Origin of the sequence: Rathayibacter sp. AY1C5 (genome assembly GCF_002931705.1) — a bacterium.
In the GTDB taxonomy this organism is placed as follows: Bacteria; Actinomycetota; Actinomycetes; order Actinomycetales; family Microbacteriaceae; genus Rathayibacter.
In genome coordinates this window covers 82,631-103,174 of sequence record NZ_PSWD01000007.1, presented here as the reverse complement: position 1 = coordinate 103,174, position 20,544 = coordinate 82,631, and the positions used below count along the sequence as shown (strand labels likewise).

Sequence of the window (20,544 nt, the reverse complement as noted above, 5' to 3'; positions counted from 1 at the left end):
AGCGTCCCCGCGACCGTAGCGGTCGGGGAGGGAGCGGGCAACGCGGCGCGACACCCCTCCCTCCCCGCAGCCTCTACCGGAAGGTGCGCCTGACCGCGTTGTTCGCCGGCGTGGGATCGGCGGCGGCGGTCGACACCCTGGCGTCGATCGTCGTGGCGGCCGGCCGGTCGACGAGCGTCACCGAGTAGGTGGTGCTCCGCCCGGCCGAGACGCTCGGCGCGGTCCAGGTGAGGACCGTCGTGCCCGCGGCCGAGCCCTTCGTCTGCACGGCGCCGGGCGCACTCGCCACCGTTCCGCTGACGACGACTCGGGTGGTCGTCGTCGCCGCGTCCCGGGTGCCGGTGTTCCGGACGGTGATCGTGCCCGAGAGCGGGGCCGTCGCCGCCAGTCCCGGCGCCGGCGCCAGCGTCAGCGTCAGGTCGGCGCGGGTGGAGGACTTCACCTGCAGCGACTGCGTCACCGAGGTCGCGGCGAGCCACGCGGAGTCGCCCGCCTGCGTGGCCCGGACGGTGCAGCTCGCCGCGCCCGTCAGCCGCACCGTCGCCGTGCCCGCGCCGGTGGCGGTCAGCGTGCAGCTGCCGCTCGCGTACAGCTTCACGGGCAGACCGGAGGAGGCGGTGGCCGCGACCGGGTAGGCGATCCCCTTCTCGGGCGAGGACGGCATCGTGGTCGAGAAGGCGACCTTCTGCGCCTTCTTCTTCTGGGGGACGACCGCGGCGACCGCGATCGACTGGGTCGCCCGGGGAGCCGCGTCGTGCGAGGCGTCACCGGCCTGATCCGCGGTGACCGTGCAGGTGCCGGATCCGCTGAAGGTCACGACGCCGCTCGCGAGCGAGCACGCGCCCGTGGCGCCGATCGTGACCGGCAGGTCGGAGGAGCCGCCCGCCGCGGTCGGCGTGTAGCGGCCGCCCGCGGTCGCCGTGCTCGGAGCCGCGGAGGTGAAGGCGACGGTCTGCAGCGCCTTGCCGATCGGGAAGGTCCGGACGACCTGCTCCGCGGGCGCGTGAGCGTCGTCGCCGGCCTGGTCCAGCGTCAGCGTGCAGGTGCCGACGGAGTCGTAGGACACCGTGCCGTCCTCTCCCAGCGAGCAGGAGTCGGAGGCGTCGAGCACCGGGTCGGCGCTCGACGGGCCGCGGACGATCGACGGGGTCCAGGAGCCGCCGATCCGGGCGTCCGTCGGAGCGGCGTCGCGGAACGACACCGCTCCCGCCGCCGTGCCGACCTCCACCGACTGCGAGATCCGCGGAGCCGCCGAGTGGCGCTCGTCCCCGGCCTGGTCCGCGGTCACCGTGCAGGTGCCGGAGCGGGTGAAGGTCACCACGCCGTCCGCGACCGTGCAGGACCCGGCCGCTCCGAGCACCACGGGGGCGCTCGACGCGCCGGCCGTCACGACGGGCGTGTAGGAGCCCCCCGCGACCGCCGCGTCGGGGACCGGCGAGGCGAACGCCAGCGTCTGGCCGAGGGCGCCGATCGCGAAGGTGCGGACGGACTGCGGAGCGGCGCCGTACCGCGAGTCGCCCGCCTGGTCGAGCGTCAGCGTGCAGGTGCCGACGGAGTCGTAGGACACCACTCCCGCGGCCGCCGAGCATGCTCCGGAGGCGGTCAGCACCGGACGCGCCGTGGACGGTCCGGCGACGATCCGCGGGGTGGTCGTCCCGCCGACCGTCGCACCGGTCGGCGCGGTGCCGCCGAAGGAGACGGTGCCCGCGAGCAGTCCGACCGCGATCACCTGCGAGGCCCGCTCCGCCGCGTCGTACCGGGCGTCGCCCGTCTGGTCGGCGGTCACCGTGCAGGTGCCCGATCCGGTGAAGGAGACGACCCCGTTCGTGAGCGTGCAGGACCCGGAGGCGCCGAGCACCACGGGCCGCCCCGAGGCCCCGCCGGTCGCGGTCGGGCGGTAGGTGCCGCCCGCGAGCGCCGAGTCCGGCGCCTGCGAGGTGAAGGCCACGGTCTGCGCGATCCGGGTGATCTCGAATCTGCGCACCGCCGTCGGCGCTGTGCTGTGGCGGATGTCGCCCGCCTGGTCCAGCGTCAGCGTGCAGGTGCCGGCGGAGTCGTAGGAGACCAGTCGGAAGGGCCCGACGGAGCAGGCGCCGGAGGCCGTCAGCACCGGGGGAGCACTGGAGGGGCCGGCGACGACCGCGGCCGTCGAGGAGCCCCCGACCCGGGCCTCGGCCGGAGCATCGCCGCCGAACGCGACGGTGCCCGCGAGCTGCGTGACCGCGACGGTCTGCGAGGCCTGCGCCGCCGCGGCGTAGCGCCCGTCGCCCGCCTGGTCCGCCGTGACGGTGCAGGTGCCGCTGCCGGCGAAGGTGACGACGCCGTCGGCGAGCGTGCAGGCGCCGGTCGCTCCGATCGTCACGGGGAGCCCGGACGCGCCGCCCGTCGCGGTCGGAGTGAGCGTGTCGCCGGCCGCGGCCGTCGACGGCGCGGTCGAGGTGAAGGCGACGGTCTGCGCGATCGCGGTGACCTCGAAGGTCTGGACCGCCCGCGCGGTGCCGTAGGTGGCGTCGCGGTAGTGGATCGCCGTCAGCGTGCAGGTGCCCGCGGAGTCGAACCGGACGGCGCCGTTCTCGCCGTCGGAGCAGGCGCCCGAGACGCTGAGCACCGAGGGGCCGGAGGACGGTCCGCGCGTGAAGGCGGGAGTGAAGGATCCGCCGACCTCCGCGTCGGTCGGGACGGCGGTCGTGAACGCCACGGAGCCGGGCGCGTAGCCGACCTCCACCTCCTGCACGGCGGGCCGGGCGCTGTCGTACTGCCGGTTGCCGTTCTGGTAGGCGAAGACGCCGCAGACGCCCTTCGTGGTGAAGGTGACCACGCCGTCCTTCGCCGAGCACGACGCGGTGGTGAGGAGGAACGGAGCGATGCCCGAGGCGCCGCCCTCGATCACGGGGCGGTACGTGTCCCCGAGGACGGCGCCGACCGGAGGCGCGCTCGTGATCCGGACCGTCTGCGGGAGGAAGTAGATCGAGTACTCCTGCTCGGCGTGCCGCGCGGGCCAGTAGCCGTCTCCGGGCTGGTCGAGGGACAGCACGCAGAGCCCGGCCCCGTCGTTCCGCACGGTCACTCCGTCCGGGAGGATCGAGCAGTCTCGGCTCGCGGAGAGCACGGGCACGCCCTTCGACGGGCCGGGCACGATCGTCGGCCGGTACGTCTCGAGCGACATCGCGTGCGGGGGCGCGGTGCTACCGAAGGAGAGGTTCCCCTCGGGAGTCCCGACCGTGATGAGCTGCCGGACCTGCGGAGCGGCGTCGTGCCGATCGTCCGCGGCCTGGTCGATCGTCACCGTGCAGGTGCCGTCGCCGAAGAACGTCACCACGTCGTCCGCGATGGTGCAGTTGCCGTTCTCGATCACCGCGATCACGAGCGGGTTGCCCGAGCCGCCGCCGGTCGCCTCGACCGTGTACCGGTCGTCGGTGAACACCCGGTCGGGCGGAGTCGAGGTGACGACGACGGTCTGGGGGATCCGCGAGATCGGGACGAAGCGCACCAGACCGTCGGCGGCCGCGTACACCTCGTCGCCCGGCTGGTCGAACTGCACGCCGCAGGTCGAGGGCTCGGTGTAGGTCAGGATCTGCGCACCCGTCGCGTCGGGGGCGACGGTGCAGCCGAAGAAGGTCCTGACGAGCACCGGCAGTCCCGAGCTCGAGGTCGCCGTGGCGACGCCGGTCGACTCCAGGACGCCGGTCTTCGGCACCGCGACCGTCAGCGTCTGCGACGCCTTCGCGACCTCGAGATCGAAGGAGGCGCGCCCCGCGGTGTAGTGGTCGTCGCCGGCCTGGTCGGCGGTCACGGTGCAGGTGCCGCTCCGGGTGAAGGTCACGACGCCGTCGGCGATCGCGCAGGATCCGGTCGCTCCGATCGAGACGGGGCTCCCGGAGCCGCCGCCGGTGGCCGTCGGAGTGAAGGTGCCCAGCGCCGTCGGCGCGGTCGGCCGCGAGGAGGTGAAGGCGACCGTCTGCGAGAACTTCCGGACCGTGATCCGGAACGAGGACGTGCCGGTGTTGCCGGCCTCGTCGTCCGCGGTGCAGTCGACCGTCGTGTCCCCGATCGGGAAGACGCTTCCCGAGGCGGGCGTGCAGGTCGAGCCCACGGCTCCGTCGACCGCGTCCTGCGCGGAGGACGCGAAGGTGACGACGGCGCCGGAGACGTCGGCCGGCTCGGCCGTGACGGCGGCGGGCACGGTCACGACGGGGGCCGAGCGGTCGGCCAGCGCGAAGGTGCCGGGGATCGACCGGAGGGTGTAGTTCGGCCCCGCGTCGCCTCCGTCGCACCGCGTGACGTAGTCGCCGACGGGCGTGCGCGCTCCGATCGTCACCTTCCCGGTGCCGTCCGCCGTGTAGTAGGCGCCGGTCGGCTCGGTGACGAACCGATCGGTTCCTGCGAAGCCGTCGGCCGTGCAGGTGACCGTCGGGGAGGTCGCGGTGCCGTGCGCCTGCTCCCCGGGGCTCGACGCGGTCACCGAGAGGGGCGCCGGCGAGATCGTGAGCGCGCCGTCGATGGTGATCAGCTGTCCCGAGGGGTTCGTCAGGCCGGAGCAGCGCGTGGGGTAGCGGCCGACGGGGGTCGTCGCGGAGAGCGCCAGCGGCGTCGTGAATCCGGTGTCGGACGCCGCGAAGGCGCCGCAGGAGACCGTCCCCGAGGGGGAGCCGGTCACGGAGGCGGTGATCGCGGGGGGAGTGGATCCGTAGGTCGACGAGGGCGAGGAGGCGGTCACCATCGGGACGGCCGCGACGATGCGCAGCGCGCCGTCCTTGTACCCCGCGATCGTGTAGTCGCTGCTGACCTTCGCGCCGCTGCACCGCGTGGTGAAGGTGGTGAAGGTGGAGGTGGGCCAGTTCGGGATCAAGCGGTAGATGACGTCGTCCGCCGTGACGATCGGCCGGTAGACGCCGGCCGTGAGCGGGGCGCCGAAGGTGTCGGTGCCGACGAAGGCGGCCGTGCAGCGCAGGTCGGGGGACGGCGCGCCTCGCGGGTAGTCGACCGTCGGGGCGGTCACCGTGAGCGCCTTCGGCTTCGCCGTGAAGCTCTGCAGGGGCTCGCCCGCCCAGCCCAGAGGAGCGAGCGCGTCGAGCCTCGCCGCGAGCGTGCAGACGCCGGCGTGGAGCACGGTCACCCTCATGCCGCTGACGGAGCAGGTCTCGCCGGTCCTGCTGCTCAGGACGATCGAGCGGCCGGGCACATCGACGGCCTGCGCGTAGGGGCTCGCGTCGAAGGAGTCGCCGTACGCCTTCTGCGGGAGCGTCGACAGGTCGAAGCGCACGCCGCCCACCGCCACGGTGGCCGGCTCGCTGCGGACGCTGCCCCCGCAGGTGGTCAGGGTCGCCCGGTAGCGGTAGGAGCCGGTGGGATCGGGGCCGGCCTCGAGGAACGCGGTCCCGTCCTCCCGGGCGCCCGCCCGGCCGAGCGCGGGCTTCCACGTGGCGCCGCCGTCCGTGGACCTCTCCCAGGACACGGCGGGGATGCCGCCGTAGACGGCCGAGACGCTCACGCCCATCGTCAGCGTGTAGATCTGGTTGGTGACGCCCGCGATGTCCGAGGGCTGCCGGGTGATGACGGGTGCCGCGGCGCACGCGCGCACTTCGTGGCGCAGAGCGGGGAGCGCCGACCAGCTCCCTCGTCCCGCCTCGGCGGGGGTGATGGTGTCGGGGTAGTGCGCGCGGATCTCGTTCCAGCCCTGCGGGATGTCCCTCGTGGTCAGAACGCCGACGCCGTCCGCGTCGAGGGTCACCCTGCTGGTACCTGCACCGGTGAGGATCTCGACGGTGCCGCCGGCGGCCACCGGCCGGCCCAGGCTCGGGATGGTCACCTTCGCGGTGACGGTGACCTCCTGCCCGAGCATCGAGAAGTCGGGGGTCCGCGTCACGGTCACGGCGGTGTCGTACACCGGAGCGACCACGGGGTCGGCCGCCGTCGGGCCGGCCGTCTGCGAGATCCTCGTCACGCTCGGGTGCACGTAGCTCGAGCCGCCGCCGCCGGCGCCGGGGTCGTTCATGACGCCGAGGGTGTCGTTCATGCTGCCGAACACGTAGGGCGATCCGCCGCCGCCGCCGTACCACCAGCCGGCCCCGCCGCCGCCGCCGCTGTGGCCGGGGAACGAGCAGTTGCCGCCGCCGCCGCGGGAGGCGCCGGCGTCGGCGCCCTTGCCGTCGTTGAGGAACACGCCCCACTGGCCGTTGTTGCCGTCGGCGCACTCGCCGAACGTGCTGTAGCCGCGGGCGCCGGGCGAGCCGCCCGAGCTCTGCCCGGCCGCGCCGCCGCCGCCGCCGTCGGCCGCGTTGTTCCTGCCGCCGTTCCCGCCGCCCCTCGCGCCGCTGCCGGCGTCGGCGTCGCCGCCGACCGAGGACCGCCCGCCGCCGCCTCCGCCGCCCGCCGCCACGGCGAGGGCGTGCTGACAGCCGTCCGAGCCGGCCGTGCTGAGGTACTGGGCGTCGCCGCCCGCGCCGCCGGAGTCGCCCGCGTAGACGCCGCCGTTCACGTAGCGCGTGGCGCCTGCCGCTCCGGCCGGGGCGCCGGTGAGGCGCCCGATCTCCAGCACCTGCCCGGGTGTGACGGGCACCTCCACGACGAGGCTGGAGCCGCGTCCGCCGGCGTTGCCCGTCCCGAGGCCGCTCGCACCCTTCCCGCCGTTCTGGCCGCTGAGGACGGCGCGGACCGTCGAGACCCCGGTCGCGGGAACGGTGTACTGCGACACCGTCGAGACCTTCGGGGAGGTGAAGCACGCGGTGCTGAAGACCGGCGCCGCCGACGCGGTCGGCGCGGCCACGACGCTGAGTCCTGCGCCCGCTACGAGCACGGCCGCGGCGACGAGGGAACGGAGGAAGGACTGGCGCATGTGCTGCTACTCCCGGCTGCTGCCGGGAGCGGGCGCCCGCGGTCGGCTCAGAGTAGGGCGGTCGTAGACCCGCGAGGAAGGCGCAAGGTACACGAACGCCCTGCTCGGGGGGTACGGGAGGCCACTTGTGCCGGAACCTCCCAGGAAGTCCCCGTGCACGTCCGGGCAGCGTCCCCACCCTGTCGGGGCAGTGTCCCCACCCTGTCCGGGCAGTGTTCCCACCCTGTCGGGGGAGTGTCCCCACCCTGTTGCGGCCGCCGCCCGGGTCGCGTAGCCTAGCGAGGTTGCGTGCATCTGCACGCGCTTGCGTGCTGCCCACCGGGCAGGAGCTCCGGCTCCGGCCGGACAGGCGGGCGGTGCGCCGACAAGTGACCTTGGGTGGGTCGGGCGGGGCTTCGTGCCGCGCGTGATCCACGGTAACCACACATGGAGGAAACCATGGCAGCAGTCTGCCAGGTGACCGGAGCCGTCCCCGGCTTCGGGCACGCCATCTCGCACTCGCACCGGCGCACCAAGCGCCGCTTCGACCCGAACGTGCAGAAGAAGACGTACTACGTGCCGTCGCTTCGCCGTAACGTCACCCTGACCCTCTCGGCCAAGGGCATCAAGGTCATCGACGCCCGTGGCATCGAGTCCGTCGTCAAGGATGTTCTCGCTCGCGGGGTGAAGATCTAATGGCCAAGCAGCAGGACGTCCGTCCGATCATCAAGCTCCGTTCGACGGCCGGCACCGGTTACACCTACGTGACCAAGAAGAACCGCCGCAACGACCCCGACCGTCTCGTGCTCAAGAAGTACGACCCCGTAGTGCGCAAGCACGTCGACTTCCGCGAGGAGCGCTAAGTATGGCCAAGAAGAGCAAGATCGCCCGCAACGAGCAGCGCAAGGTGATCGTCGACCGCTACGCCGCCAAGCGCCTCGAGCTGAAGAAGGCCCTGGTCGACCCGGCCGGGACCGACGAGACCCGTGAGGCCGCCCGCGTCGGCCTCCAGAAGCTCCCCCGCAACGCCTCGCCCGTCCGCGTCCGCTCGCGCGACGCCGTCGACGGCCGCCCCCGCGGCAACCTCACGAAGTTCGGCATCTCGCGTGTCCGCTTCCGTGACATGGCGCACCGCGGCGAGCTGCCCGGTATCACCAAGTCCAGCTGGTGACCGAGCGCCGCTAGCGGCGTGAACGACCGAAGGCCCGTGATCGAAGGATCGCGGGCCTTCGTCGTCCCGCCGGCGGACGTAAAATGTGCGGATGACCGACTCCAGCCTGCCCACCGTCGCCGAGATCGCGGCGCTCATCGACCACGCGATCCTGAAGCCCGAGCTCACCCGCGCCGAGGTCGACGCCCAGCTCGACGAGGCGCGCGCGTCCGGCGTGTTCAGCGTCTGCGTCCGCCCCTCCGACATCGCCCACTCGGTCGCTCGGCTCGAGGGCTCCGGCGTCCTGGTCGGCACGGTCATCGGCTTCCCCCACGGCACCACCTCGACCGCAGCGAAGGTCGCGGAGTCGCGTCAGGCGCTCGCCGACGGCGCGTCCGAGCTCGACATGGTCGTCAACATCGGCCGCCTCCGCAGCGGCCTGCTCCAGGACGTCGAGGACGACGTCCGCGCCGTGGTCGAGGCCGCCGAGGGCCACGTCGTCAAGGTCATCCTCGAGACGAGCCTCCTCGACGACGAGCAGGTCGTCGAGGGCAGCCGGGCCGCCGAGCGCGCCGGAGCGGACTTCGTGAAGACCGCCACCGGCTTCGCGGGCGGAGGCGCGAACGAGCACGACCTCCGCCTCATGCGCGGCGCCGTCTCGGAGGCCGTCCAGGTGAAGGCGTCCGGCGGCGTCCGCGACCTCGACACGCTCCTCGCCTACCGGGGCCTCGGCGTCACCCGCTTCGGCACCAGCGGCTCCGCGACCATCCTCGGCGACCTCGCGGCGCGGCACTCGGGCGACTCCTCCGCGGCACGTGTCGACTCCGCCTCCTACTGACGGAGCGGCCGACGAGGGCCGCACCGCACCCGCCGACCGGATGACGCCGGTGCGCCTGCGCCCGGGCCGCGCCGGCCGGTGGGCGGAGCGGACCCGCCGCCCCCTCGACGAGATCGCCCGCGCCCTCAAGGAGCGCGTCTACGCGACCTTCACGGGCCTGGCCGTGGTGATGATCTACCTCGTCGGCGACCACCCCGACGCGGTCCACGCCCTCCAGAGCCTCGTGATCTCGATCATCGGGATCTCCGCCGCGGGCTTCGTCGCCGAGGTGATCGCGCACCAGGTCGTGCACGCGGCGACGCCCTCGCGAGCGGAGTCGGGCACGATGCTGCGGATCGCGGGCGGGGCGCTCGCCTCGGCGTCGCTCCCGGTCCTCGCGCTCGGTGCCGCGGCGCTGGGCTGGATCGACGCGACGGTCGCGCTGCGGATCGGCGCGGGCGTCTACGTCGCCACGCTCGCGGGGATCGCCCTCATCGCCGTCGTTCGCGCGGGCCTCTCCTGGAAGGAGAGCCTCGTCTCGCTGCTCGGGATCGTGGGCCTCGGCGTTCTGGTCGTCGGCGTGCTCGCGCTCGCGCACTGATCCGGAGGCGCCGCCGCGCGTAGGCTCGGACGGATGACGTCACGCACCAGGGTCGAGCTCGGCCGCCGGGAGGACCTCGGCGCCGACTGCGCGAACTGCTTCGGCCTGTGCTGCGTCGCCCTCGCCTTCGCCCGCTCCGCCGACTTCCCGTTCGACAAGCGCGCCGGGGACCCGTGCGTCAACCTCGACGGCGAGGACGCGTGCACGATCCACCGCCGGCTCCGGCCGCAGGGCTTCGTCGGCTGCACCGTCTTCGACTGCTTCGGCGCCGGTCAGAAGGTCTCGCAGCAGACGTTCGGCGGCGTCTCCTGGCGGTCCGACCCGGCCGTGCGCGAGCGGATGTTCGCGGTGTTCCCGCTGATGCGCCGCCTGCACGAGCTGCTCTGGTACCTCGACTCCGCTCTGGCGCTGCCCGGCGTCGGCGCGCCGCTCCTCGATGAGCTGCGCGAGCGGTTCGACGCGGTGCACGCGCACACCCTCGGCGAGCCGGAGCAGGTGGTCGCGGTCGACGTCGACGCGGAGTACGGAGCGTCCCGGCCGCTCCTGATCGCGGCGAGCGCGGCCGCTCGCGCAGGAGCGGCGCCGGCTGCCCGCCGGTCGAGGGGCCGTCGGCTCGCTCCGGGTGCCGATCTGGCGGGTGCATCGCTCCGGAACGCGGACCTGCGGGGGGCGGATCTGCGGGGCGCGCTCCTCCTCGCCGCGGATCTGCGGGGTGCGGATCTGCAGCGGTGCGACCTGCTCGGGGTGGACCTTCGCGATGCGGACGTGTCCGGTGCGCGGCTCGCCGAGGCGGTCTACCTCACCCAGGCGCAGGTGAACAGCGCCCGAGGGGATGCGGCGACCACGCTGCCGTCGCACTTCGAGCGCCCGTCGCACTGGGTCGGCTAGGCCGCCGGGTCAGAGGCTGCGGGGGCCGCCCAGCGACTCGTCGCCGCCCTCGTCGTCGAAGCCGAGGGCCTCGACGACCTCGCGGCCGAGGAGGTGCGCGCCGCTCCAGCCCTCGATGACGCACCGGGGGAACGCCTCGCGGTCCGGGGAGCCGAGCCATGCGGCCGCGGCCTCGCGGGCCCACGCCTCGGAGGCGTACACGCCGATGATCTCGGTGCGGTCGTCCCACGGCGTCGCGGTCGAGAGGACGAAGTGGTCACCGTTCACGATCGGATCTCCTCCGGCTCTCGGGGTTCAGCGACCCCGTGGGAGTGCGGGACCGGACCGGACGCTACCCGCGGGCGGGGGAGCGCGTCTCCGGGGTCGACACGAGCGCGGATGAAGGCTACGGGAACGTCGAGCGCGGCGCGATCACCCGATGGTCCCACGCAGGCGGGCGTTCAGCCCACCCAGAGCCGTCGCGATCTCGTTCTCGTCACTTCCGGGGAGGAGGGCGCCGCCCTGCTCGAGGCCGTGGCGCAGGGCCTCGACCTCCTCAGGGGGGAGGCCGCCGCTGTCGAGGAGGGCCTGGAGGGCGGCGAGGATGCCGACGAGGGCGACGGCGTCGTCCAGGTCGAGGGGGCGGACGCAGGACTTGTCCATGTCATCGCTCCTGTTCGGGTCAGGGGTTCGGGGGCGGGTCCCCGCGTCGGGGTGCGGGGTCGGGATCCCGGTCGGGGAGGGGCGCGGGGGACGCCCCGGGGGTCGGCGCAGGGTCGCCGACACGCCGACGCCCCGGTGCCGTCCGGCCCGGGGCGTCGGTGCGGGGGAACGGGTCAGACGACGCGCGGGTCGGACTCCTGGGTGTCGTCCTCAGGGATGTGGACGTCCTGGACGGTCACGTTGATCTCGGCGACCTCCATGCCGGCGATGTGCTGGATGGCGTCGGCGACGGCGGAGCGCACGTCCTCGGCGACCTTCTGCAGCGGCGCGGGGTACTCGGCGACGATGGTGATGTCGGCGGCGACCTGGCGCTCGCCGACCTCGACCTTGACGCCCTGGCCGCGGTCGTCGTTGCCGATCGCACTGCGGATGGCGCCGATCGCTCGGGCCGCTCCTCCGCCGAGGGCGTGGACGCCCGGGACCTCGCGCGCGGCGATGCCGGCGACCTTGGCGATGACGCCGTCTTCGATCACGGTGCGTCCGGATCCGGTGCTGGTCTGACGGGTGGTGGTCGCGGTGGTCTCGGCCATGGTCTCCTCTTTCGCTCGGGGCCCGATCGCTCGATCAGGCGGGGTATGCAGGTAGGACGCGCCGTCGACGCCGAACGTCACGGTCGGATCCGGCCCGCCCAGGCAACTGCCAGAGAGGAGGGCCGGGCCGGGCCGGTCCTCTCAGGAACGCGGTCGACGCCCGTCGATTCGCCCTCGGCCCGGTGCTGTGGTGGCATGGAGCCGTGACCGACGCGACCGCCCCGCAGGCGCCCCTCCCCGATCGGACGGCCGCGCGCATGCGCCCGCGCGCCCTGCTCGTCCTGGCCCTGATCGGCGCGGTCGGCGGGACCCTGTCGGGCGCGTTCGGCGTCGGCGGCGGGATCGTGATGGTGCCGATGCTGATCGCGTGGGCCGGGATGGACCAGCGCCGCGCCTCCGCCACCTCGCTGCTCGCGATCGCTCCGACCTCGGTCGCCGGAGCGTTCGGCTACGCCCTCGCCGGTCAGGTCGCCTGGGTCCCGGCGGCGGTGATCGCGGCTGCGGCGATGCTCGGGGCGGTGGCCGGATCCTGGCTGCTCGCGCGGCTGCCCCTCGGCGTGCTGCGCTGGATGTTCGTGGCGCTGCTCGTGGCCGCGGCGGTGCGGATGGCCGTGTTCGGCTCGAACGACACCGGCGACGTCGCCGAGGGCTGGGGCGTGTGGCCCGGATTCGCGGGGCTCGGCATCGGGATGGGCGTCGCTTCCGGCCTCTTCGGCATCGGCGGCGGAGCGATCGCCGTGCCGGTCCTGGTCGGCGCCTTCGGGCTCGCGGACCTCCTGGCCAAGGGCACCTCGCTGGCCGCGATGATCCCCACGGCGGTCACCGGCTCGATCGCGAACGCCCGGCGCGGCCTGCTCGACGTGCGCGCGGGCCTCGTGGTCGGGCTCACCGCGACGGCGTTCTCCTTCGCCGGAGTGGCGCTCTCCTTCCTCCTGCCGGCGCGCGTGTCCGGGATCCTCTTCGCGGTCCTCCTCCTGCTCGCGGCGGTGCAGCTCGCCCTCCGCGGGCGGCGCCGCTGAGCCCTGCACGACGCGGACCCCCGCCGTCAACGCCCTGTCCGATCCGTCGCAGACGCTCGTAGCGTCGTCGCGATCGGGCGCGGGCCCGGAGGGGCGGGAGCACGATGGAGCAGCAGCAGCGCGAGCAGCAGGGCCGGCAGCAGCGGCGAGGGGGCGGCGCGAGCCTGCACCGGGACGTCGCGCCCGGAGTGCACCGGCTCGAGCACGCCTGGACGAACCTCTACCTGATCGAGGAGGCCGGCCGGCTGACCGTCGTCGACGCCGGACTCCCGAGGACGTGGCCGCACCTGGTCCGTGCGCTGGAGGTGCTCGGCCGCTCGCTCGGCGACATCGACGCCCTCGTGCTGACCCACGCGCACTTCGACCACCTCGGCGTCGCCCGCAGCCTCGTCCGGCGGGGCGTCCCCGTGCACCTGCACGCGGCCGACGAGCCGCTCGCCGCGCAGCCCTACTCCTACCGCCGCCAGCGCACCCCGTTGGTGTACCCGCTGCTGCACCCCTCCGCGATCCCGGTGCTCGGCGCGATGGCCCGTGCCGGGGCGCTCGCGGTGCCGCCCGTGCACGGGACGCTGCCCCTGACCGCCGGAGAGGTGCTCGACGTGCCCGGGTCGCCCCGCGTGCTCGCGACTCCGGGGCACACCGACGGGCACGTCTCGCTGCACCTTTCCGAGCGCGACGCGGTGATCGGCGGAGACGCCCTGGTCACGCTCGACCCCTACTCCGCGCGCACCGGCCCGCACCTGGTCGCGCGCGCCGCCACCGCCGACACGGCGCTGTCCCTCGACTCGCTGCGGGTCCTCGCCGGGACCGGGGCGCGGACGCTCCTCCCCGGCCACGGCGCGCCCTGGCGCCTGGGCGTCGCGGCGGCGGCCGAGCTCGCGGCGCGGACGCCGATCGCCTAGGGCGCGCCGCCGCAGGCCGCTCGGACGCCGGTGGCCTGCCTCTCCGAACGACCCCGCCCCGCAGCCGTGGCACCATCGGAGGTGATGTCGATCCCCGGTCCCGCATGAGCGCGGTCAGCTACCAGGCCGCGTCGATCCCCCTCCGCCTGGCCAGCGCCGGCATGGTCGTCGCCCTCCCCGTCCTCGCCGTCGAGCGTCTCGGCGACGTCGCGCTCGGCGGTGCCCTGACCGGAGCGGCGCTCTTCCCCGCCGTGATCGCCGCGCCGCTGGTCGGCACGGTGCTCGACCGGGTCCGCCGCCCCCGCCGGCTCCTGGTCGGCGCCGCGCTCACGACCGCCGTCGCCTTCGCGGTCGCCGCCTTCCTCGGCGAGGTGCCGACGCCGCTCATCGTGGTGCTGCTGCTCCTCGCGGGGCTCGCGACGCCCGTCTACATGGGCGGCATGTCGAGCTTCGTCACGAGCGCCATCCCGGAGCCGCGCCGCGCCTACGCGCAGGACTCGCTCTCGTACACGGTCGCCTCGATCAGCGGGCCGGCGATCGTGGGCCTCGCGGTCGGAGTCGGGGGAGCGCGGACCGCGATGCTCGCCATGGCGGTCCTCGCCCTCATCGGCGTCGTCGGATCGCTCGGCCTGGCGATGGAGGCCCGTCCGGCGCCGACGGTCGGCGTGCTGCGGACGATCGTCGCGGGCGTCACCCACCTCGTGCGGCACCGTCCGATCGCGGTGGTCACCTCGGCCGGCACGCTCAGCCAGGTCGCGGGCGGAGCGGCGGGAGTCGCGGCGATCAGCCTCTCGGTGGAGCGGCTGGGCAGCACCGACGCCGCCGCGTGGATCCTGACCGCCTTCGCCGTGGGCGGCCTGCTGGGCGCCCTCGCCGTGGCGGCCCGCCGCTGGACCCGCCGGCCGCCGGCGTGGACCATGGGCGCCGCCTACATCGCGACCGGCGCCGTCCTCCTGATCGCCGTCCCCGACCTAGGCATCGTCGCGGCGATCGCCGCCTTCGCGGTCGCGGGCGTCTTCACGGCCCCCTCGAACGCCGCGATGCTGCTGCTGCGCGACCAGGAGAGCCCCGCCGCTGTCCGCTCGCAGGTGTTCACGATCGGCGCGGGGCTGCGCTCCGCCGCAGCGGCCGTCGGCGCCGTGCTGGCGGGAGCGGCGTCCGGCCTCGGAGCCTCCTGGCTCGTCGCGGGGATCGCCGTGGTCTGGATCGGCTCCGGCCTGCTGCTGCGGCTGTTCCCCGCGCGCGAACGCGACTGACCCGGGCCGCGCGCGGAGCGCTCGGCGGGACCGGCACCGCCGCGCGCGGGGATCGCGATCAGGCCGCGACGCCCGCCAGCGTGCCCGTGCTCGGCCCGTTCGGGTCGGTGATCATGCAGTTGATCGTCCGGTCGCCCGTGCCCCAGCTCTCGGCGGTCGGGTAGTAGTAGCTGAAGTCGTACGCCGAGTCCTGGTAGCCGATCCCGGTGAACGACTCGAACGCCGTGACGCAGTCGGTCTCGGCCTGCTCCGTCGCGACGGACTCGCCCGGGTACTCGTCGGCGTCGGCCATCGTCAGGTTCTGGAACACCTCGTAGACGTGCGGGTCGGTGCAGGGCACGGTCGGCACGTCGGTGACCTCGGTCGCCTCCTCGCTGAGCTCGCCGTTCAGGCAGTCGCCCACGCGCAGCTGGAAGACGTCGGTCGTCCCGCCCTCGGTGATCTCCCCGGTCTCGTCGTCGCGGGTCTCGCCTCCCATCAGGCCGTTCAGGCCCGAGCAGCCGGTCAGGCCGAGGGTGAGGGCCGCGCCGGCGGCCAGGACGAGGGCGGTTCTGCGGCGGTTCATGGCGACTCCCGGGATCAGCGGTACGGAGGTGTTCCTGTGACGACTCCCAGGCTAGAGGTGCAGGGCATCCGTCCCGAGGGGGATGCACCCGATCCGGATCTCCACTTTCCGGAGTAGCGGACGCTCAGCCCGGTCCGGTCGAATGGGGTCATGGCTCAGAAGACGGTCGCAGACCAGCTCATCGCTCAGCTCATCGACGCCGGCGTCTCCCGCATCTACGGGATCGTCGGCGACTCGCTGAATCCGATCGTCGACGCGGTGCGCCGCAGCGGCGGATCCGAGAAGGGAGGCATCGACTGGATCCACGTGCGCAACGAGGAGGCGGCCGCCTTCGCCGCCGGCGCGGAGGCGCAGCTCACCGGGCGCCTCGCCGTCTGCGCCGGCAGCTGCGGCCCCGGCAACCTGCACCTCATCAACGGCCTCTACGACGCGCATCGCTCCTCCGCCCCGGTGCTCGCCATCGCGAGCCACATCCCGAGCAACGAGATCGGCTCGTCCTACTTCCAGGAGACGCACCCGGACAGGCTCTTCGTCGAGTGCTCGAACTACCGCGAGCTGATCTCGACCGCCGCCCAGGCTCCGCGGGTCGTGAACGCCGCGATGCGCAGCGCGGTGGCGCTCCGCGGAGTCGCCGTGGTCACCCTCCCCGGTGACATCGCCGAGCTGGAGGCGGTCGACGGCTTCCCCGCGTTCGTGCTGCCGTCGACACCCGTCCTGGTCCCCGCCGACGCCGACGTCCGCGCCCTCGCGGCCGCGATCGACCAGGCGCGGACCGTCGCGATCTTCGCGGGCGCCGGAGTGCAGAACGCGCACGACGAGGTCGTCGCCTTCGCCGAGCTGGTGGGCGCGCCCGTCGGGCACAGCCTGCGCGGCAAGGAGTGGATCCAGTACGACAACCCCTACGACGTCGGCATGACGGGCCTCCTCGGCTACGGAGCGGCGCACGCCGGCATGCACGACGCCGACCTGCTCCTCCTCCTCGGCACCGACTTCCCCTACGAGCAGTTCCTCCCCGACGCCTCGAAGGTGGTGATCGCTCAGGTCGACAGCGACGCCTCGAAGCTCGGTCGCCGCGTCAGCGTCGCGCACCCCGTCCACGGCGACGTGGCGGCGACCCTCACCGCGCTGACCCCGCTCGTGCAGCGGAAGGACCACCGCTTCCTCGACAAGACGCTGAAGAAGCACGAGAAGCTGGTCACCGGAGTCGTCGGGAAGTACACCGAGGTCGGCACGCGCAGCCCGATCCACCCCGAGCTCGTCGCGTCCACGCTCGACGGCCTCCTCTCCGAGGACGCGATCGTCACCGCCGACACCGGCATGGGCAACGTCTGGCAGGCCCGTTACATCACCCCCAACGGGAAGCGGCGCCTGCTCGGCTCGTACATGCACGGCTCGATGGCGAACGCGCTGCCGCAGGCGGTCGGCGCGCAGCTCTCGCACCCCGGTCGCCAGGTCGTCTCGCTGAGCGGCGACGGCGGGCTCTCCATGCTGATGGGCGAGCTGGTCACGGTCGCCGCCTACCGGCTGCCCGTGACGATCGTCGTGTTCAACAACTCCACGCTCGGGCTGGTGAAGGTCGAGATGCTGGTCGACGGCTTCCCGGACTTCGCCGTCGACGTGCCGATGGTCGACTACGCGAAGGTGGCGGAGGCGATCGGCATCCGCGGAATCCGCGTCGAGGACCCGCGCGACGTGGAGGAGGCCCTCCGCTCGGCGCTCGCCGACGGCGGCCCGGTCCTCGTCGACGTGGTGACGGATCCGCTCGCCCTCTCGCTCCCACCCACGATCACGGGCGCGCAGGTGAAGGGCTTCGCGCTGGCGGTCTCGAAGATCGTGATGAACGGAGGAGCGGGCGAGGCCGTCGCGCTGGCCCGCACCAACATCAAGCACGCTCTCCGATGATCGACGCCCGAGCGCTCGCGAGCGGCACCTGGTTCGTCCGGGGCTCCTCGCTGCCGCTCTGGCGCTCGCGGTCGGGGGTGGCGATCACGTACGCGCCGCTCCCGACCGGCGGGATCGGCGACGTCGTCAGCTGGCGCGGCCGCACGCGCTCGCACTACGTGGTCGGCATCGACACCCCCGACCCGCACGATCCGTCCGGCTTCCGCTGGCGCGGCGTCGAGCCGCTGACCCTCCTCGCCCGCAGCCGCTGGTCGTTCGTGGCCGCCGACGAGGAGGCGGGCTGGGCGCTCACCCGCTTCGCCCGGACGCCGTTCACGCCCGCCGGCGTCGACGTGTACGTCCGCGAGCCGCACCCGGCCCGCGGCGTCCTCGCGGCGGCGCTCGCCGCCTGCGCCGCCGACCCGCGCACGTCCGCGCTGCGCCCGCGCCTCTTCGAGGTCGCGCCCTGACTCCTGAGCGCGCGCCCTCCCGTGAGGCGTCACGAACGGTCGTCATCCCGCTCGGATGACGACCGTCGCGACCCCTCGGCGGTCGTCGATGCGGGGATCGTTCCGCGAGTGCTCGTCGCAGGCGCTCGACGGAGCGCTCGGGGTGGGGGACGAACTCGGCGCCGACGATGCGGACGACGATCGAGGCTGGGTCGTCGTAGCGGCCGAGGTCGCGCGCGAAGCGCCGGTTGCTGGTGCGGTGATCGTCGCCCTCGTACTCCCACGCGACCCGCTCCGCGGGGTACCAGCCGTCCGGACGCCCGATGAAGACCCCGTCGGAGTCGAACAGCGGCTCCTGCAGCACCGGCTCCGGGAGGCCCGCCCGCACCGAGGCGAGCCGGAACCGCGACTCCTGCCGCGACTCCGCCCCGTCGCGCACCAGAGCGAGCGCCGCGCGGAGCCGCACCGAGCCCCGACCGCGGAAGGCCGACGCGCGCTCCCGCAGGTCGGGCAGCGGCACCCAGGGCCGTCGATCGGCCGGATCGCCGACGACCGGCGTGCGCACCAGCGCGTCGCCCACCGCGACGAGGTCGTCCGGCTCGAGGAGCGCGGAGAGATGGCAGAAGAGCGAGGCCGGATCGGTGAGGGGCAGTCCGCGGCGCAGGACGCGGCGGACGTCGGGATCGGCGAGGGCGTGGCCGACGACGTTCCGGTGCCGGGGAGCGCGTCCCGGCCGGCGGACGCTGACGTGCACCGGCTCGTCCGCAGCGGCGGGCGGGAGGTCGAGCGGCCAGAGCCGCGCCGCCGTCATGTGGCTCAGGAGCGCCTCCGGACCGACCAGCGCGAGGAGCGCCTGCGCGCGCAGGCGCAGGTCGGGGTCGGGGTCGGCGGTGCGGACCCCGTGGAAGGGCCGGTGGAGGTCGGAGCTGCGGAGCCGCCCGCGGCTCAGTCCGCTCGCGCGAGCGTCAGCGACGGTGAAGGCGCGGCCGCGGAGTCCGACCGGAAGCGGCGAGGGATCGTGCATCCGGCCACTGTCCCGCCTCCCGATCTTGTGAACCGGTTCTCCACAGGTCGGATCCTGCGCCCTTCCCGCTCGACCGCGTCCAGGCGTCACGAACGGCCGTCACCCTGCCCGGATGACGACCGTTCGTGACGCCTCGGCGGGCCCCTGAAGCCCGCCGGGCGCGTCACTCGCCGAGCGTGATCGCCTGCGCCTCGACGAGCTCGGGCTCGGGCTCGTGGGCGTCGGCGCGGGCCAGGGTGCGGCGTCCGAGCAGCACGATCAGCGCGGCGACGGCGACGGCTCCGGCCGCGGCGTACATCGGGAAGGCCGGCGAGATCGCCGCGGCCAGGGCGGAGGCGGCGGGCGGGGCGATCGCGCCGCCGAGGAAGCGGACGCCGGAGTAGGCGGACGAGGCGACGGAGCGGGGCAGGTCGGTCGCCTCCATCACGCACTCGGTGAGCACCGTGTTGACGACTCCGAGCAGCAGGCCGCCGACGATGATGCAGACGATCAGGCCGACACGGGACGAGATCACGAGGCCGCCGGCGATCAGGTCCAGCGCGAGCAGCAGCAGCACCGAGCGCAGCACGACGGTGCGCGGGAGGCGCCGGGTGAGCAGCGGAGCGACGAACACGGAGGTGACCGCCACTCCCAGGCCCCAGCCGAAGAACGTGAAGCCGAGGCCCATCTCGTCCAGCCCGAGCGGGTAGGGCGTGTAGGCGAGCAGCACGAAGAAGCCGATGTTGTAGAACAGGGCGGCGCCCGCCAGCGTGCGGATGGCCGGGACCTTGAGGGCCGCGAAGGGCGCCGAGAGCGGAGTCGGAGCGGGCTTCGGGCCGTCCTCGCGCAGGAGCGTCGCGATGGCGATGAAGCCGACGGCCATCAGCACGGCGGTCCCGAAGAACGGACCGCGCCACGAGACGCTGCCGAGAAGCCCGCCGAGCAGCGGGCCGACGGCGATGCCGATGCCCAGAGCGGCCTCGTAGAGCACGATCGCCGCGGAGGAGCCTCCGCTCGCCGCGCCGACGATGGTCGACAGTGCGGTCGAGATGAACAGCGCGTTGCCGAAGCCCCAGCCCGCGCGGAAGCCGATGACGCCCTCGACACTGCCCGCCGTGCCGGCGAGCGCGGCGAACACCACGATCAGCACCAGGCCGATCATGAGGGTCTTCTTGGCGCCGATGCGGCTGGAGAGCCAGCTGGTGAAGAACATCACGACGCCGGTGATGACGAGGTAGCTCGTGAAGAGCAGCGAGGTCTCGGTCGGAGTCGCCTGCAGGCTCTCGGCGATGGCCGGGAGGATCGGGTCGACCAGGCCGATCCCCATGAAGGCGATCACCGCGGCGAAGGCGACGGCCCAGACGGCCAGCGGCTGCTTCAGGATCGAGCCCTGAGCGGGCGAGTGGGGGGAGGTGGTCACTGCGTGAAGCCTTTCTCGGGGGAGGAGGGGACGGGGGTGCCGGCGATCCGGGCGACGCGGGCCTCGACGAGGGTCGCGGCGCGCTCGAGGGCGAGGCGGTCGTCCTCGTCGAGGTCCTCGAACAGCGGGGCCAGGGCGGCCTCGAGGCGGAGCCGGTGCTCGGCGAGGGCGTCGAAGCCGGCGGGAGTGCCCTCGATCAGCCAGGCGCGGCCGTCGCCGGCGTCGTGGACGCGGCGGATCCAGCCGGCCTCGTCGAGCCGGGCGACGATGCCGGTCATCGTCGGCTGGGTGACGCGGACCCGCTCGGCGAGCTCGCCGAGGCGGGAGGGGGAGGCGGTGCGCAGCTCGGCGAGCGTCGACCAGACGGCTCCGGACTGCGCGCCGAGCCCGGTCGCGCCGCTCGCCCGGCCCGCGAACCGCGTGAGGGCGGTGGCGGCGGAGGCGAGACGCACAGGGGCACTGGGATCGGGCACGAGAAACAATATAGCACGCCTATGTAGTTCGGCGGAGGGCGCTCCGAGTCCACCCTCCATCGGGCGCACTCACT

18 protein-coding genes are annotated in these 20,544 nt (G+C 74.0%); 10 read left to right on the top strand and 8 right to left on the bottom strand.

Annotated elements, in window-relative coordinates; translation table 11 throughout:
* Positions 1–73 precede the first annotated feature (73 nt).
* The gene (locus C5C57_RS08230; RefSeq protein ID WP_146082393.1) at positions 74–6,835 is read right to left on the bottom strand and encodes an HYR domain-containing protein; all 6,762 of its coding nucleotides are present in this window, start codon (positions 6,833–6,835) and stop codon (positions 74–76) included.
* A gap of 438 nt (positions 6,836–7,273) precedes the next feature.
* Between C5C57_RS08230 and rpmB the strand changes: the two genes are divergently transcribed.
* From rpmB to C5C57_RS08195, 6 genes are all read left to right on the top strand, one after another.
* On the top strand, positions 7,274–7,510 hold the full coding sequence (gene rpmB / locus C5C57_RS08220) for a 50S ribosomal protein L28 (RefSeq protein ID WP_056038148.1): 237 nt from the start codon (positions 7,274–7,276) through the stop codon (positions 7,508–7,510).
* Positions 7,510–7,677: a 50S ribosomal protein L33 gene (gene rpmG / locus C5C57_RS08215; RefSeq protein ID WP_027692168.1), complete on the top strand. Its 168-nt coding sequence runs from the start codon at positions 7,510–7,512 to the stop codon at positions 7,675–7,677. The genes rpmB and rpmG overlap by 1 nt, the downstream gene beginning before the upstream one ends.
* 2 nt (positions 7,678–7,679) lie before the next feature.
* Entirely contained in the window at positions 7,680–7,985 is a 306-nt protein-coding gene (gene rpsN / locus C5C57_RS08210) for a 30S ribosomal protein S14 (RefSeq protein WP_104225107.1), read from the top strand.
* Between the two features lie 91 nt (positions 7,986–8,076).
* Positions 8,077–8,802 carry a deoxyribose-phosphate aldolase gene (deoC, locus tag C5C57_RS08205; protein ID WP_181027245.1) on the top strand — a complete coding sequence of 242 codons (726 nt, stop codon included), beginning with the start codon at positions 8,077–8,079 and terminating at the stop codon, positions 8,800–8,802.
* A complete protein-coding gene (locus C5C57_RS08200) occupies positions 8,780–9,382 on the top strand; it encodes a hypothetical protein (protein WP_146076980.1) in 603 nt (200 codons plus the stop codon). Before deoC ends, C5C57_RS08200 begins: the two co-directional genes overlap by 23 nt.
* A 33-nt stretch (positions 9,383–9,415) precedes the next feature.
* On the top strand, positions 9,416–10,270 hold the full coding sequence (locus C5C57_RS08195) for a pentapeptide repeat-containing protein (RefSeq protein ID WP_104297477.1): 855 nt from the start codon (positions 9,416–9,418) through the stop codon (positions 10,268–10,270).
* 9 nt (positions 10,271–10,279) lie between these two features.
* Here the strand turns inward: C5C57_RS08195 and C5C57_RS08190 are convergent, their stop codons facing one another.
* The 3 genes from C5C57_RS08190 to C5C57_RS08180 form a co-directional block, all read right to left on the bottom strand.
* Positions 10,280–10,537, bottom strand: coding sequence for a hypothetical protein (locus C5C57_RS08190; RefSeq protein WP_104238985.1), 258 nt, complete (start codon positions 10,535–10,537; stop codon positions 10,280–10,282).
* A 144-nt stretch (positions 10,538–10,681) separates the two neighbouring features.
* Entirely contained in the window at positions 10,682–10,912 is a 231-nt protein-coding gene (locus C5C57_RS08185) for a hypothetical protein (protein ID WP_104227350.1), read from the bottom strand.
* Between the two features lie 173 nt (positions 10,913–11,085).
* Complete coding sequence (locus tag C5C57_RS08180; RefSeq protein ID WP_104225148.1) at positions 11,086–11,502, bottom strand: Asp23/Gls24 family envelope stress response protein; 417 nt, start codon at positions 11,500–11,502, stop codon at positions 11,086–11,088.
* A gap of 203 nt (positions 11,503–11,705) precedes the next feature.
* Here C5C57_RS08180 and C5C57_RS08175 point away from each other — a divergent pair, with 203 nt between their 5' ends.
* From C5C57_RS08175 to C5C57_RS08165, 3 genes are all read left to right on the top strand, one after another.
* The gene (locus tag C5C57_RS08175; RefSeq protein ID WP_104233037.1) at positions 11,706–12,521 is read left to right on the top strand and encodes a sulfite exporter TauE/SafE family protein; all 816 of its coding nucleotides are present in this window, start codon (positions 11,706–11,708) and stop codon (positions 12,519–12,521) included.
* Between the two features lie 104 nt (positions 12,522–12,625).
* On the top strand, positions 12,626–13,423 hold the full coding sequence (locus C5C57_RS08170; RefSeq protein WP_104297476.1) for an MBL fold metallo-hydrolase: 798 nt from the start codon (positions 12,626–12,628) through the stop codon (positions 13,421–13,423).
* 104 nt (positions 13,424–13,527) lie between these two features.
* Positions 13,528–14,679 (top strand): MFS transporter, encoded by a 1,152-nt coding sequence (locus tag C5C57_RS08165; RefSeq protein ID WP_104246963.1) that lies wholly within the window; start codon positions 13,528–13,530, stop codon positions 14,677–14,679.
* Positions 14,680–14,737: 58 nt separating this feature from the next.
* Here the strand turns inward: C5C57_RS08165 and C5C57_RS08160 are convergent, their stop codons facing one another.
* Positions 14,738–15,244 carry a septum formation family protein gene (locus C5C57_RS08160; RefSeq protein WP_104246962.1) on the bottom strand — a complete coding sequence of 169 codons (507 nt, stop codon included), beginning with the start codon at positions 15,242–15,244 and terminating at the stop codon, positions 14,738–14,740.
* Positions 15,245–15,394: 150 nt separating this feature from the next.
* On the opposite strand from C5C57_RS08160, the gene C5C57_RS08155 reads away from it, so the two are divergent.
* On the top strand, positions 15,395–17,146 hold the full coding sequence (locus tag C5C57_RS08155; protein WP_104226089.1) for a pyruvate dehydrogenase: 1,752 nt from the start codon (positions 15,395–15,397) through the stop codon (positions 17,144–17,146).
* A gap of 312 nt (positions 17,147–17,458) precedes the next feature.
* Here the strand turns inward: C5C57_RS08155 and C5C57_RS17740 are convergent, their stop codons facing one another.
* From C5C57_RS17740 to C5C57_RS08135, 3 genes are all read right to left on the bottom strand, one after another.
* Complete coding sequence (locus C5C57_RS17740; RefSeq protein WP_146082392.1) at positions 17,459–18,598, bottom strand: hypothetical protein; 1,140 nt, start codon at positions 18,596–18,598, stop codon at positions 17,459–17,461.
* A gap of 163 nt (positions 18,599–18,761) precedes the next feature.
* Positions 18,762–19,997, bottom strand: coding sequence for an MFS transporter (locus tag C5C57_RS08140; protein ID WP_104246960.1), 1,236 nt, complete (start codon positions 19,995–19,997; stop codon positions 18,762–18,764).
* Positions 19,994–20,470: a MarR family winged helix-turn-helix transcriptional regulator gene (locus C5C57_RS08135; protein WP_181027117.1), complete on the bottom strand. Its 477-nt coding sequence runs from the start codon at positions 20,468–20,470 to the stop codon at positions 19,994–19,996. Before C5C57_RS08135 ends, C5C57_RS08140 begins: the two co-directional genes overlap by 4 nt.
* Positions 20,471–20,544 lie beyond the last annotated feature (74 nt).